Raw genomic sequence first — 15,555 nt, forward strand, 5'->3', positions numbered from 1 at the left:
CCGTCCGGTTCGCGAGAGTCCCCCATGCCGAATCCGAACGTCGTGGTCGTCGTCGAAGACGATGCCGACATCCGCTCCCTGATCGTTGCCGTCCTGGAACCCTCGGGCTTCGTCGTGCACACCGCCGTCGACGGGGCCGACGGGATCGAAGTGGTTCGGCGCACCGACCCGGCGGTCACGACACTCGACGTGAGCATGCCGGGGCTGGACGGCTTCGAGACGGCCCACCGCATCCGCGAGTTCAGCAGCACGCGCATCCTGATGGTCAGCGCCCGCGTCGACCCCGCCGAGGAACGACTGGCACGCGCGGCCGGGGCCGACGACTACCTCACGAAACCCTTCCGCCCCCGTGAGCTGCGGGCGCGCATCCAGGCATTGGTCGCCGACGGCGGGTCCTGACACCCGGAGTCCTCCCGCCCGGCTCAGGCGCCGATGACGCCGCCGGGCTGTTCTCCCGCGGCTGCCGCCCGGCTCGCCTCCGCGTCCGCCCGGTCCACGAGGTGAGGTCCGGCCGCCCCCTCGACAGAGGCGAGGACAACGCCGACGCCGACCACCGGCACCACCGATGTCGCGAGCGCCGTCAGATCGGCGACGACGCGGTCATGGAGCCCCCGAGCGACACGGCGCACATCGGTCGTGGCGTTCGTGGCGAGGGCGACGGACAGCCCCGTGGCATCCGTCACCCCCACGAGCGCCATGGTCGGAGCGTGGCGCCGCACCGAAGCTCGGAAGACCCGCGCGATGTCCTCGGCCTCCTCGGGGCCGAAGGCCGTCGCGACGCGCTTGAGGTCGTCGACCCGGATCCCGATGACACAGAGATCCTCGCCGGATCTCTCCGCTCGTGCGACGAGGATCGTCAGCATCGCGCCGAACGAATCGCGCAGCAGGATTCCCTGGTCGTCGACGACCAGGTGCCGCGTCTGCGGCGAGCCTCGCAGCGTCGACTCGCTCGTCCGCAAGACCGAAGTGACCACGACGGCGGCGACGACGAGGGTCATCGTGAGCAGCGACGAGACGCTTGTGCCGAAGTAGCCGACGAAGATCGGGTCCTGCGGCCCCAGCACCAGGAACACCGCCGTCCGCACGACGAACCACACCGCTTCCACGCAGAGGACGACCGTCAGCCCCGCCGCGCTCCATCGGCGACGGACGGCGCCCCGCCTCGTCTCGATCGCCCCGAGGATCGCGAAGACCCCGTTCCCGAGGAAGAGCGGCACTGCGCCGGCCCAATACCCCGACGAGGCACCCTCCACGAGCGTGGACACGACCACCGCGACGACGACCACCGAGACGGTCACGACCGGTCCCCGCAGGGAGCGACTGTTGAACGCGACGCACCCCGCCCAGATCAACGCGGTCGCCGCGACGAACGCCCCGTTCCCCAGGGCGACGGCGACGAAGGCGTCGGGCGCCGAGATCCACACGAGGTAGCAGACCGCGGAGAAGACCGCGCTCAGGAACGCCGTCGCCCACAGGCGTCCGGGGAGACCGTCCTTCAACATGAGCGTGTCGAGCAGGTACATGATCGCCGACACCAGGATCACCAGGGATGCCGCGATCTGCAGACTCAGGACGTCGAGGACCATGACGTCATCCCTTCCGCTGTGGCAGACGCACGGTGAACACCGCGCCCTGTCCGGGTTCGGACCGCACGGAGATGTCGCCGCCGTGGGCGCGGGCGATGTCGCGGCTGATGGACAGCCCGAGCCCGCTCCCGTGCACCGAGGAACCCCGCACGGCGTCGGCGCGAAAGAACCGGTCGAAGACGCGGCCCTGATCGGTCGCCGAGATTCCCGGTCCGTCGTCGGCGACGGAGATCGTGATCGTCCCGTCCGCCCGATCGACCGTGACGACCACCGCGCCGCCGCGGGTGTTGTACTTCACCGCGTTCGAGAGGAGGTTGTCGACGACCTGGCGCATCCGATGCGCGTCGACCACGCCCGGACACGGGCCCACGCCGGACGCATCGATCCGGATGCCGTGGGCGGAGGCGTGCTGAGCAGCCGAAGTGACCGCCGCGGCGACGATCTCCCCGACGTCCGCCGGCGCAGGGCGAAGAGCGAAGTCGACGCCGTGGCGCGACGCGGCAGACATCGCCAGGATGTCCGCGACCAGCTCGCGTAACCGGGTGGCGTTGCGTTCGGCGATCTCGAGCTGGTCGCGCGTCGCCGCGTTGAGGGCGGTGTCGTCCAGGGCGAGTTCGAGGTAGCCGATGATCGAGGTGAGCGGGGTGCGCAGTTCGTGCGACACGCTGGCCACGAGATCCTCCCGCGCGCGCAGGGCCTGCTCCTCGGCAGTCACGTCGCGCGAGACGACGACGCTGCCCACTTCGTCGTCATCGCGGCCGGGGAGCCTCCGCGCCGTGACGTTCAGGGCTCGCCGGTCCTCCCCCGGCATCCCGTACCAGACCAGCTCGCCCTCGAAGACCTCTCCCGCCCGTGCGCGTGCCAGCGGGGTGGCCTCCGAGGGGATCGGCGTGATGCCGTCGCGGGCGAAAGCCGAGGGGGAAGGTGATGAGCCCCAGGGGTCGGGGGCCTGCAACCGGGCGTGTGCCTCGTTGCTGACGACCAGCTCGCCCCCGGGCGTGATCCGGATCACACCGAAGTCGACCGCGTCCAGCACCTGCGTGACCAGATCCTCCTGCCGCCGCGCACGCTCCACCGAGCGGCGCAGTTCCGCCGCTTGCTTCTCCAGAAGTGAGCGTTGCGCGCGTGTGCGCCGGGCGGCGAAGTGCGCCATGGCCGCCAGCGCGGAGATGGCGAAGGGCAACGTCAGTGTCGAGACGGCGAGTTGCTGCGCGTCGAACGCCTGGTGGGTCATGATGGCCGCGACGCTCACCGTAACGGCCACGACCCCCGGGATTCCCCACACAGACCCGATCCAGATCGCCGGGAACGCCCAGAGGAGCCCGATACCGGCGGCCGGCGCCGCCTCGCGCAGGATCCCGATCGCCAGGACGTCGACGGCAGGCGTGCAGACGGCCACCCACACCGAGACGCGGTCACGCGGGGTGAGGACGATCAGGGCGGCGCTGCAGAAGATCATCGCGGCGCCGATGACGAACAGCGTCACATCGTCGACGTGCCCGCCCCACGCGGTGACCGCGATCGCCAGGACCGTCGCCGAAGCCAGCAGCAACTGACTCACCAGCAGGTTGCGGTGCAGACCGAGCTGCTCGCTCGGCAACGTGCCGGACATGGCCTCGACCCTAGCGGGCGCGGTCGTTCGGCGAACGGTTCCGCCGTCCGGCACGCCGCACGGGCGCGTTCCGCACGCGTCGCGAGGGGTGCGCCGCGGGGCACCTCACGCCTGCCGGGCGTGAGCCTCGCTCATCCACCGTGCGTACAGGTGCCACGGATCGTCGACACCCGCCCGCAGGTCGGCGACGTGCGCGGCGAGCTCGGGGCTGAGCGTGAACCACTCCGAACCGCCGAGCCGGTCGGCTCCGAACCGCGCATGTCGGCGCCGTTCGACGGAACGGTCGCCCCGCTCGAACGCGAGCAGCTCCTCGTGCCGGATCGCGCGGAGCCGTTGGCGCGGCTGTGCGCTCGTTCCGATCTTCACGCGATCGCGATAGCGCAGGTAGTAGACCACATCCACCCGCGGCGGCGGCAGCTCGCCGTCGATCGGTTCGCCGAGGCGCCATTCGCACACCGCGCACAGCCACGCCGACGGCCAGCGCACGCCGAGTCGAGAACCGCACAATGCGCAGGGCGTCGGGAGCACGTCGGTCACACCGTCACGGCGCCTCGACCACTCCCCCGCCAGGGCGGAGTGCTCGACGCACAGACGAAGGGGCGCGCCGACCTCCGCGTGGTCGCCGCACTCGGGGACCAGGCAGGCATCGGGAGGGGTCATACCCGAAGGCTACGACCGACCCCCGACACCACCGCCCTGATCAGTCCTCGGCCGGCTCGGGTGCGTGCATCCGCAGGAACAGTCCCGCGTACGGGCCGAGCTCCAGCGCGAAACTCTGCAGCTCATCGACCCGGCCGAGCACATCGCCCGTGGCCGCGTCCACCGCGGTGCTCTGCGGCACGAGCCACTCCGACCGCACGGTCCCCTCGATGCTCTCGCCCGAGAAGTTGAGCACCGTGATCTGCAGCGGGGCGTCGTCGAGCCGACGGTCGCCTCCGTCGAGCCGATGCACCATCACGAGCATGCTCGGGTGACCGACCTGAGGGATGTCGACCTGCGAGGCGACGGCGATGTCGTTCTCGCTGCGAATCCGCAGGATCTCGCGCAGCCCGGAGAGGAACGACTCGGGATCGTCCCGCTGGCGACCGAGCGAACCATAGAGGGAGCGCGCGCGCGGCATCCCCGATGCGGAGGTCGCGGCGCCCGGGGCGACATCGAGGAGATCGTGCGCACCGCGTTCGATCCAGCGGGTGTCGCCCGACGAGATGAGGTGGCGGACCTCATCGGCGGGCAGGGTGAGCGACCCCGTGAGGTCCCACCCCGAGAGCGCGAACACGCCCGGCTGCCACGAGTTGTACTTCGCCAGCAGGAGATGCGCGTCACGGATCGCGGGCACATCCGCGTCGGTGATGTCGGACAGCGTCGCCTTGCCCTGGCTCGCCGCGATGAGCGATGCCGAGGTGCAGGCGATGCCGTTCTGTGTGAAGACGAGGTTGTAGTCCGCGTCGACGGTCAGGGCCTGAGTGAGCTCGGCCCGCACGGTCTCCGCGATCTCGGCACCGGTGTACTCGCCGTGACGGAACGGGTAGACCGTCTCCCTGTGCGTGGTGGCCCAGTGCACGAGCTCGTACGTCAGCTCGTCGTGGTTCTGCATCCCGTGCACGAGCTGCACGGGCTCGACGCCCGTCTCCAGCGCCGTCGTCAACGCGAGGCGGAGGAACTCCGTGTTCGCGGTCGCCAAGGCGTGGTGGTAGCCGGGCCGCGTCACGAAGTCGTACGAGAGGTCGGCGCCGACGGCGCTGGTGTCGCGGATGTCCTCGATCGTGAGGTTGAGCTCCTGGAACGTGAAGCCGCCCACCTTGCGCACCATGCCCGCGATGATGTGGTTCGCCGCGTGCGAGAGGGGGTGCCCTTCCGACCACGCCGGCAGGCCCTCGGCGCTCTTCTCCACGCCGAGGAAGCCGTTGGCATCCAGTCGGAGAGCACTCGTCCCCAGATCGCCGAGCGAGTGCAACGCGTCACCGATGACCAGCCGCATGCCGGCGAAGGTCGGGTCGAGCCAGTTGATCGAGGGCTGCCCCTCCTTGAAGTAGTGCAGGTACACCCAACGCCGCTCGAGACCATCGGTGCCGACGACGGGTGCGGTGGCGCTCCAGTTCGTCTCTTTCACACCGGGGGTGTAGAAGATGACGCGCTGCAGCTCGCCGATGATGTAGCCGCGCGCGCTGAGCTCGCGCTCCGTCTCGGAATCGAGGTTGACCGAGTCACGACCGGACGGGACCTCGGGCAGCAGGCCCCAGTCCTCGCGGGGGATCTCCACCATGTGGTAGATCCCGGGGTAGTCCTTGTACGCCATCTCCGCCAGGCGGAAGTCGGCGCCCTTGCCGGTGTGGCCCGGCACGATGTCGTCGATGACGCTGCCGCCGTGCGCGTCGGCCACGTCCGCCATGCGCCGGAAGGCGTTCTCGTCACCGAACTCGGGGTCGATCTGGGTGCTGATGCGGTCGAAGTGCCCGTCGACGCTGGGCGTCTCCTGCCATCCGCTGATCCCGCCCGCACGCTTGACCGGGCCGGTATGGATGCCGTTGATCCCGACCCATTCGAAGGCCTCCCACAGGGCCTCATCGCCGAGGGCGTCGAGGAACGACTCCCCGGGGCGCGCCATGAGCGAAATGGGGTAGGCGGTGAACCAGACGTCCGTCGAGTCGATCGCCCGTCGGGCGTCGGGCCGCGCGTACGGGTTGCGCCACATGGACGGCTGCCCGGAGAGCTGCCGACTCAAGACGTCCGCGTCCTTCAACATCGACTGCCGCACCAACCACTCCACGTACGACGGGTTGCCGCCGTTCGCGTTTCGCGGATCGGTGAGGAACCGACGCAGCGTCCCCCCGCGGAACTGGTCACGCGGACGCAGCCGGCGAGGACGAGCGGGATACCGCTGCTCGTCGTAGCTGATCTCGACCACCGCCTCGGCGGCGTCATCGATGGTCTCGCCCGCGGTGCCGTCCTCCGGCATCCGCGTCGCCTTGCTCTCGTCGGCGTCGTCCACTCCCGACCTCCTCACGTCGTCCTACCGACGCTAGTCGGCATCGACGACACGCCGTCAGGGATTGACCCGGACGCGCCGGGAGTTCGCCTCACGCGGAGCGCCGCGGCCGCAACGCGCCGTACGCGAAACCTGCGGACAGCGCGCACATGGCGATCACGACGATGAGGAACCACTCCCAGCCACCGGACGCGAACACCACACCGAGCAGCCAGCCGAACAGGCTGGAACCGCCGTAGTAGCCGAGGTAGTACAGCGACGACGCCTGCGCACGCGCGTGCGGCTCGGCAGCCACGGGAGTCCACCCGGATGCCACTGCGTGCGCGGCGAAGAACCCGGCGGTGAAGATCACCAGGCCCACCATCACCACCCCGACCAGGGGGACCGTCATGAGCGCCGCACCCGCCGCCGTCACGCCGATCGACGCCAGGAGCACCGGAAAGCGCCCCCGGCGCACCGCGAGTGCACCCGCGCGCGGTGACGAGATCGTGCCGGCCAGGTACGCCAGGAACAACAACGTCACCACGCCCGGCGCCAGCGCAAACGGCGTGCCCGTGAGGTGGAAGCCGAGATAGTTGTAGACCGCGACGAACGCGCCCATGAGGAGGAAACCTTGCGCGTACAGCGCCAACTGGGTGCGAGAGCGGAGATTCACCGCCAACCGCTCGAGGACCGAGGGGCCCGAGATCGCGCGACCACGGCGCGGCACGAAACCCCGGGCCCGTGGCACGAGCGACAAGAAGATCGCGGACGCCACCACGCACAGGACGATGACGGATGCCACGCCCCATCGCCACCCCGCCAGCTCTCCGAGCGGCCCGGAGACCAGCCGGCCGCTCAAACCACCGACGGTGGTTCCGGCGATGTACGAACCGGCGGCCGCCGCCACATGTCGGACGTCCACCTCTTCGCTGAGGTAGGCCAGAGCCACGGCGGGAACGGCACCGAGTGCAACACCCTCGAGGAGCCGGAGCACCAGCAGAGAGGAAACATCGTGAGCGAACGGCGCCGTGGCGCCGAGAACGGTCGCCCCCAGGATGCCGATCGCCATGGCGGGCACGCGCCCGATGCGATCCGCGACGAGTGACCACGGAATCACCGCCGCAGCCAGCCCGAGGGTCGATGCCGAGACGCTCAACGCCGCAGTCGCCGGCAGAATCGCCAGGTCTACGGCGATCTGCGGCAGAAGCGCCTGTGTCGCATAGAGCTGAGCGAAGGTGGCGACACCACCGAAGAACAGCCCCACCAGCAGACGCCGATACTCCCGGCTCCCCGGAAGGTGTCCTGAGAAGCTCACGATGCGACCCTATCCGCTACGTATCGGGCCCGGAACAATGACAGAGGGCGTCGATCGCCACCCCGTAAGGAGGAGCAATCGACGCCCTCTGACGACGACGTGCACAAATGCGAAATGGCCACCCAGCTTTGGGTGGCCATTTCGACTAAAAGAAGTCCGGCGGTGTCCTACTCTCCCACAGGGTCCCCCCTGCAGTACCATCGGCGCTGAGAGGCTTAGCTTCCGGGTTCGGAATGTAACCGGGCGTTTCCCTCTCGCTATGGCCGCCGAAACACTATTGATGTTTCAAAAACCAACAACGATCATCATTGTTGCGTTCCCGACCGTACATCGAGAACCACTCAGTGGACGCAAGCACCAAAAACGGTGTGTTATCAAGTCATCGGCTTATTAGTACCGGTCAGCTTCACGTATTACTACGCTTCCACATCCGGCCTATCAACCCAGTAGTCTGGCTGGGAGCCTCTCACCATAAATGGTATGGAAGTCTCATCTTGAGGCCGGCTTCCCGCTTAGATGCTTTCAGCGGTTATCCATCCCGAACGTAGCTAATCAGCGGTGCTCCTGGCGGAACAACTGACACACCAGAGGTTCGTCCAACCCGGTCCTCTCGTACTAGGGTCAGATCCTCTCAAACTTCCTACGCGCGCAGCGGATAGGGACCGAACTGTCTCACGACGTTCTAAACCCAGCTCGCGTACCGCTTTAATGGGCGAACAGCCCAACCCTTGGGACCTACTCCAGCCCCAGGATGCGACGAGCCGACATCGAGGTGCCAAACCATGCCGTCGATATGGACTCTTGGGCAAGATCAGCCTGTTATCCCCGAGGTACCTTTTATCCGTTGAGCGACAGCGCTTCCACAAGCCACTGCCGGATCACTAGTCCCGACTTTCGTCCCTGCTCGACCTGTCAGTCTCACAGTCAAGCTCCCTTGTGCACTTACACTCGCCATCTGATTGCCAACCAGGTTGAGGGAACCTTTGGGCGCCTCCGTTACATTTTGGGAGGCAACCGCCCCAGTTAAACTACCCACCAGGCACTGTCCCTGAACCGGATCACGGTCCTAAGTTAGATATCCAGAGTGACCAGAGTGGTATTTCAACAATGACTCCACGAACACTGGCGTGTCCGCTTCACAGTCTCCCACCTATCCTACACAAGCCACACCGAACACCAATACCAAGCTGTAGTAAAGGTCACGGGGTCTTTCCGTCCTGCTGCGCGTAACGAGCATCTTTACTCGTAATGCAATTTCGCCGAGTTCGCGGTTGAGACAGTTGGGAAGTCGTTACGCCATTCGTGCAGGTCGGAACTTACCCGACAAGGAATTTCGCTACCTTAGGATGGTTATAGTTACCACCGCCGTTTACTGGGGCTTAAATTCTCAGCTTCGCCTTACGGCTAACCGGTCCTCTTAACCTTCCAGCACCGGGCAGGCGTCAGTCCGTATACATCGTCTTGCGACTTGGCACGGACCTGTGTTTTTAGTAAACAGTCGCTACCCACTAGTCTCTGCGGCCACCACACCCTTTCGGAGCAAGTCCTAATAAGTGGATGGCCCCCCTTCTCCCGAAGTTACGGGGGCATTTTGCCGAGTTCCTTAACCACGATTCTCTCGATCTCCTTGGTATTCTCTACCTGACCACCTGAGTCGGTTTGGGGTACGGGCGGCTAGAACCTCGCGTCGATGCTTTTCTCGGCAGCATAGGATCACCCACTTTTTATCCGCATCGTGTCTCAGCCTCAATGAGTGACGGATTTGCCTATCACTCGGCCTACGCACTTGCACCAGGACTACCATCGCCTGGCTTGGGCTACCTTCCTGCGTCACACCTGTTAATACGCTAGCCGCACCAGCATGGGGTCGAGCGTTCACACAGACGCACATCACCCCGAAGGGATCCGAAACATTCCATGCTAGGACTCTTAGCACCACTGGATTAGCTTGGGCGGTTCTTCGCCGGTACGGGAATATCAACCCGTTGTCCATCGACTACGCCTGTCGGCCTCGCCTTAGGTCCCGACTTACCCAGGGAAGATTAGCTTGACCCTGGAACCCTTGGTCTTTCGGAGGACGTGTTTCTCACACGTCTTTCGCTACTCATGCCTGCATTCTCACTCGTGTCGCGTCCACGGCTGGGTCACCCCGCCGCTTCACTCGCGACACGACGCTCTCCTACCCATCAACACGGCTGGACTACGAAGGCCTACCAAAAATGTCAATGCCACAACTTCGGTGGCGTGCTTGAGCCCCGTTACATTGTCGGCGCGGAATCACTTGACCAGTGAGCTATTACGCACTCTTTCAAGGGTGGCTGCTTCTAAGCCAACCTCCTGGTTGTCTAAGCAACTCCACATCCTTTCCCACTTAGCACGCGCTTAGGGACCTTAGATGGTGGTCTGGGTTGTTTCCCTCTCGACTATGAAGCTTATCCCCCACAGTCTCACTGCTGCGCTCTCACTTACCGGCATTCGGAGTTTGGCTGACGTCAGTAACCTTGTAGGGCCCATCGGCCATCCAGTAGCTCTACCTCCGGCAAGAAACACGCAACGCTGCACCTAAATGCATTTCGGAGAGAACCAGCTATCACGAAGTTTGATTGGCCTTTCACCCCTATCCACAGCTCATCCCCTCAGTTTTCAACCTAAGTGGGTTCGGTCCTCCACGACGTCTTACCGTCGCTTCAACCTGGCCATGGATAGATCACTTCGCTTCGGGTCTAGGACACGCGACTGAATCGCCCTATTCAGACTCGCTTTCGCTACGGCTACCCCACACGGGTTAACCTCGCCACGTATCGCTAACTCGCAGGCTCATTCTTCAAAAGGCACGCTGTCACCCCTACTAAGGAGGCTCCAACGGTTTGTAAGCAAACGGTTTCAGGTACTATTTCACTCCCCTCCCGGGGTACTTTTCACCTTTCCCTCACGGTACTTGTCCGCTATCGGTCATCTGGGAGTATTTAGGCTTATCAGGTGGTCCTGACAGATTCACACGGGATTTCTCGGGCCCCGTGCTACTTGGGATACTCTTCACGCCAAGAACAGGCATTTCGACTACGGGGTTCGCACCCTCTATGACCGGCCATTCAAAACCGTTCGTCTATACCCTCTTGTCACGTCGACTGCTCGGCAGAACAATCAGAAAAGTCCCACAACCCCCAACATGCAACACCTGCCGGCTATCACACACGCTAGGTTTAGCCTCTTCCGGTTTCGCTCGCCACTACTCACGGAATCGCTTTTGCTTTCTCTTCCTGTGGGTACTGAGATGTTTCACTTCCCCACGTTCCCTCTACCCGCCCTATATATTCAGGCGGGAGTCACCAGGTACGCACGCGCCCTGGCGGGGTTTCCCCATTCGGACACCCTCGGATCAAAACTCGCTTATCAGTTCCCCGAGGCTTATCGCAGATTGCTACGTCCTTCTTCGGCTCCAGATGCCAAGGCATCCACCGTTTGCTCTTAAAGACTTGAAATCACATGAGTTGAATCGTCAAAAAATTGACTAATGATCTTTAAGATCATCTTCACGACACAACCCCGAAGGATCATGTCGAAGATGCTCGCGTCCACTGTGTAGTTCTCAAAGTACGGGCGGTACCTCCCCACCATCACCAACCGGCGACACCAGGAAAGGCCCTAGAGGAACAGCCACCAACCACACCAGCCACAAGACTGACACGATCAGCGCCCGGCCCCTCAGGACCCAACAGCGTGCATGTATCAAAAACTCCGAACCAGACCGTTCCAGTGGAAAACCACGTACTAAACCCGAGAACATCGTCCCCGACACCAAGTCAAATGTTCCACCCATGAGCTACCGGCAGACACATTCGGTCTGATCCGGCGCCTGGACACTCACAGCCGAAACCATGAACGCCAGATGCTCCTTAGAAAGGAGGTGATCCAGCCGCACCTTCCGGTACGGCTACCTTGTTACGACTTAGTCCTAATTACCGATCCCACCTTCGACGGCTCCCTCCACAAGGGTTGGGCCACCGGCTTCAGGTGTTACCGACTTTCATGACTTGACGGGCGGTGTGTACAAGACCCGGGAACGTATTCACCGCAGCGTTGCTGATCTGCGATTACTAGCGACTCCGACTTCATGAGGTCGAGTTGCAGACCTCAATCCGAACTGGGACCGGCTTTTTGGGATTCGCTCCACCTCACGGTATTGCAGCCCTTTGTACCGGCCATTGTAGCATGCGTGAAGCCCAAGACATAAGGGGCATGATGATTTGACGTCATCCCCACCTTCCTCCGAGTTGACCCCGGCAGTATCCCATGAGTTCCCACCATTACGTGCTGGCAACATAGAACGAGGGTTGCGCTCGTTGCGGGACTTAACCCAACATCTCACGACACGAGCTGACGACAACCATGCACCACCTGTTTACGAGTGTCCAAAGAGTTGACCATTTCTGGCCCGTTCTCGTATATGTCAAGCCTTGGTAAGGTTCTTCGCGTTGCATCGAATTAATCCGCATGCTCCGCCGCTTGTGCGGGTCCCCGTCAATTCCTTTGAGTTTTAGCCTTGCGGCCGTACTCCCCAGGCGGGGAACTTAATGCGTTAGCTGCGTCACGGAAACCGTGGAATGGTCCCCACAACTAGTTCCCAACGTTTACGGGGTGGACTACCAGGGTATCTAAGCCTGTTTGCTCCCCACCCTTTCGCTCCTCAGCGTCAGTTACGGCCCAGAGATCTGCCTTCGCCATCGGTGTTCCTCCTGATATCTGCGCATTCCACCGCTACACCAGGAATTCCAATCTCCCCTACCGCACTCTAGTCTGCCCGTACCCACTGCAGGCCCGAGGTTGAGCCTCGGGATTTCACAGCAGACGCGACAAACCGCCTACGAGCTCTTTACGCCCAATAATTCCGGATAACGCTTGCGCCCTACGTATTACCGCGGCTGCTGGCACGTAGTTAGCCGGCGCTTTTTCTGCAGGTACCGTCACTCTCGCTTCTTCCCTGCTAAAAGAGGTTTACAACCCGAAGGCCGTCATCCCTCACGCGGCGTTGCTGCATCAGGCTTCCGCCCATTGTGCAATATTCCCCACTGCTGCCTCCCGTAGGAGTCTGGGCCGTGTCTCAGTCCCAGTGTGGCCGGTCACCCTCTCAGGCCGGCTACCCGTCGACGCCTTGGTGAGCCATTACCTCACCAACAAGCTGATAGGCCGCGAGCCCATCCCAGACCGAAAAATCTTTCCAACCCCCACCATGCGATAGGAGCTCATATCCAGTATTAGACGCCGTTTCCAGCGCTTATCCCAGAGTCCAGGGCAGGTTGCTCACGTGTTACTCACCCGTTCGCCACTGATCCACCAAGCAAGCTTGGCTTCACCGTTCGACTTGCATGTGTTAAGCACGCCGCCAGCGTTCATCCTGAGCCAGGATCAAACTCTCCGTAAAAGAAAAATGCCCACCCAACCGGAATAAGGTCGGGACAGACGAGTTCAATCTGACCAAACAGGAAGTCAAAACTGACTATCCAGATGCCAACCCCAAAGGGTTGGACTTTGATCCAAAGGAATTTCTCGCAGTCCGAAGACCGACGAGGAATAAATTGGCATTTGACAAGTGCACGCTGTTGAGTTCTCAAGGAACGGACGCACCCACAGAACCAGCCCAAAAGACCGTAACCATGAGGCAACTTCACTACCTTATACGATCTTCAACTCAGTGACTCTTACAGTGGGACCCGTTACGGATCAACCTCGTAAGAAATCAGTCGAAGACCAGAACCAAAACTCTACACCATCCGGTGCAGATCTTGGAAGTTATTCACCGCTTGAGAGGACGCGGGGCCTTTCGGCCGCTCCGCTCTCCCCTGTGGGGCGAACAAGTAATAAGTTACGCGGATCCCACCCATCCGTCCAATCCACCCCACACCCCGGGCGTGTCGCACCCCCACAACCCCGGAAACACGCGGAAGTACGACGTCGGGCCCGGTCGACGCGAACGTCGCCGGGCCCGAGGGGTGATGTGTGGTCACGACGTCAATACGGAGCCGATGCCGGAGGCTTCGGCATCCAGGTGTCCACCGGTGAACTCGACGCCACCGAAGAACATCGCGCCGAGCACGAGCGCGAACACGAAAGCGATCGAGAGGAAGAGCACGGCGGCGCCGGCCAGGGCGATCAGGAGCGGAAGTCGTTCAGCCATAGATCCATTGTCGGACGGCACCATTGCGACCCAGCAGGGCTTGCGCAGGAACGACCGAAGGCCGATACCTCCGTGGAGGTACCGGCCTTCGGTGAAGGTGAGACGATCAGCGACCGCTGAGCTTCTCCCGCAGAGCGGCGAGGGACTCGTCGTCGGCGAGGGTGCCCTGGGCGGGCGACTCCGACGAGAAGTTGCCACCGAACGAACCCGAGTCGATCGGGTTGGCAGCCTCGGCCTCGAGGGCCTTGGCGACGGCAGCCTTGTGAGCCTCCCAGCGACCCTGGGCAGCGGCGTACTCCTGCTCCCACTGCTCGCGCTGAGCGTCGAAGCCCTCGAGCCACGCACCCGACTCGGGGTCGAAGCCCTCGGGGTACTTGTACTCGCCACGCTCGTCGTACTCGGTGACCATGCCGTACAGGGCCGGGTCGAACTCGGTGCCGTTGGGGTCGACCGACTCGTTGGCCTGCTTGAGCGACAGCGAGATGCGGCGACGCTCGAGGTCGATGTCGATGATCTTGACGAAGACCTCTTCGCCGACCGACACGACCTGCTCGGCGAGCTCGACGTGCTTGCCCGACAGCTCCGAGATGTGCACGAGGCCCTCGATGCCGTCGGCCACGCGGACGAACGCACCGAAGGGAACGAGCTTGGTGACCTTGCCCGGAGCGATCTGACCGATCGCGTGGGTCCGGGCGAAGACCTGCCACGGGTCTTCCTGCGTCGCCTTGAGCGACAACGAGACGCGCTCGCGGTCGAGGTCGACCTCGAGGATCTCGACGGTGACCTCCTGGCCCACCTCGACGACCTCGGAGGCGTGCTCGATGTGCTTCCACGAGAGCTCGGAGACGTGGACGAGACCGTCGACGCCGCCCAGGTCGACGAACGCACCGAAGTTGACGATCGACGAGACCGTGCCCTTGCGGACCTGGCCCTTGTGGAGGTTGTTGAGGAACGTGGTGCGCGACTCGGACTGCGTCTGCTCGAGCAGGGCGCGGCGCGAGAGCACGACGTTGTTGCGGTTCTTGTCGAGCTCGAGGATCTTGGCCTCGATCTCCTGGCCGAGGTACGGCGTGAGGTCACGGACGCGGCGCAGCTCGATGAGCGAAGCCGGCAGGAAGCCGCGGAGGCCGATGTCGACGATGAGGCCACCCTTGACGACCTCGATCACGGAGCCGGTGACGACACCGTCGTTCTCCTTGATCTTCTCGACGTCGCCCCACGCACGCTCGTACTGCGCGCGCTTCTTGGACAGGATGAGGCGGCCTTCCTTGTCCTCCTTCTGGAGAACGAGGGCCTCGACGTGATCGCCGACGTTGACGACCTCGTTGGGGTCGACGTCGTGCTTGATCGAAAGCTCGCGCGAGGGGATGACACCCTCGGTCTTGTAACCGACGTCGAGGAGGACCTCGTCGCGGTCGATCTTCACCACGGTGCCTTCGATGAGGTCGCCGTCGTTGAAGAACTTCAGAGTCTTCTCGACCGCGGCCAGGAAGTCTTCAGCAGAGCCGATGTCGTTGATCGCGACCTGCTTGATGGCCGGGGCGGTCGTTGCGGTAGTCATGTAGTGGGTTGTCCTAGTGGGGTTGGTGTCGGGCTTCGACTCACGTGGACCCGTCCTCCCGGACGCGGCCCCTCGGGCTCCGATCGTCGAGACGAGCGGATGCCACGCCGAAGCGAAGCGGATTGTTTCGTGCGATGCCACCCGACCCGGTTCTCGGACATGCGAGACGAGCCACACGGGTGACGATCAAGGCTACCAGAATCCGACCGCTTCCCGCGGGGCAGGCCACCGGCACCCCCGCACGCGGGAGCAGCGCGCCCCGACACTCTCCGACCGGCCTTCGGAAACGCCTCGGATCAGCACGTTTCTGCTTCCCTCGACCACCCGTCCGCCCAGGT

Annotated in this window: 8 protein-coding genes and 3 rRNA genes; 1 reads left to right on the forward strand and 10 read right to left on the reverse strand. The window is 63.6% G+C overall.

Going from position 1 to position 15,555, the window contains the following annotated elements:
• Positions 1-24 precede the first annotated feature (24 nt).
• The gene (locus tag FE256_RS01530) at positions 25-399 is read left to right on the forward strand and encodes a response regulator transcription factor (protein ID WP_138172470.1); all 375 of its coding nucleotides are present in this window, start codon (positions 25-27) and stop codon (positions 397-399) included.
• Positions 400-422: 23 nt separating this feature from the next.
• Here the strand turns inward: FE256_RS01530 and FE256_RS01535 are convergent, their stop codons facing one another.
• The 10 genes from FE256_RS01535 to rpsA form a co-directional block, all read right to left on the reverse strand.
• The gene (locus FE256_RS01535) at positions 423-1,586 is read right to left on the reverse strand and encodes a hypothetical protein (RefSeq protein ID WP_138172471.1); all 1,164 of its coding nucleotides are present in this window, start codon (positions 1,584-1,586) and stop codon (positions 423-425) included.
• 4 nt (positions 1,587-1,590) lie between these two features.
• Complete coding sequence (locus FE256_RS01540; RefSeq protein WP_138172472.1) at positions 1,591-3,198, reverse strand: sensor histidine kinase; 1,608 nt, start codon at positions 3,196-3,198, stop codon at positions 1,591-1,593.
• 105 nt (positions 3,199-3,303) lie between these two features.
• Positions 3,304-3,858: a GIY-YIG nuclease family protein gene (locus FE256_RS01545; protein ID WP_138172473.1), complete on the reverse strand. Its 555-nt coding sequence runs from the start codon at positions 3,856-3,858 to the stop codon at positions 3,304-3,306.
• A gap of 40 nt (positions 3,859-3,898) precedes the next feature.
• Entirely contained in the window at positions 3,899-6,154 is a 2,256-nt protein-coding gene (gene treS / locus FE256_RS01550; protein WP_138172541.1) for a maltose alpha-D-glucosyltransferase, read from the reverse strand.
• Between the two features lie 121 nt (positions 6,155-6,275).
• On the reverse strand, positions 6,276-7,481 hold the full coding sequence (locus FE256_RS01555; protein ID WP_138172474.1) for an MFS transporter: 1,206 nt from the start codon (positions 7,479-7,481) through the stop codon (positions 6,276-6,278).
• A gap of 154 nt (positions 7,482-7,635) precedes the next feature.
• Positions 7,636-7,752, reverse strand: a 5S ribosomal RNA gene (gene rrf / locus FE256_RS01560).
• A gap of 99 nt (positions 7,753-7,851) precedes the next feature.
• Positions 7,852-10,963: ribosomal RNA gene (locus FE256_RS01565) — 23S ribosomal RNA — on the reverse strand.
• A gap of 418 nt (positions 10,964-11,381) precedes the next feature.
• A 16S ribosomal RNA gene (locus FE256_RS01570) occupies positions 11,382-12,903 on the reverse strand.
• Together the 16S, 23S and 5S rRNA genes form the textbook arrangement of a ribosomal RNA operon.
• Before the next feature lie 579 nt (positions 12,904-13,482).
• Entirely contained in the window at positions 13,483-13,656 is a 174-nt protein-coding gene (locus FE256_RS17985) for a hypothetical protein (RefSeq protein ID WP_171024137.1), read from the reverse strand.
• 106 nt (positions 13,657-13,762) lie between these two features.
• Positions 13,763-15,217 carry a 30S ribosomal protein S1 gene (gene rpsA / locus FE256_RS01575; RefSeq protein ID WP_138172475.1) on the reverse strand — a complete coding sequence of 485 codons (1,455 nt, stop codon included), beginning with the start codon at positions 15,215-15,217 and terminating at the stop codon, positions 13,763-13,765.
• Positions 15,218-15,555: the final 338 nt, after the last annotated feature.

It is taken from the genome of Microbacterium sp. 5K110 (assembly GCF_005774735.1).
Lineage (GTDB): Bacteria > Actinomycetota > Actinomycetes > Actinomycetales > Microbacteriaceae > Microbacterium.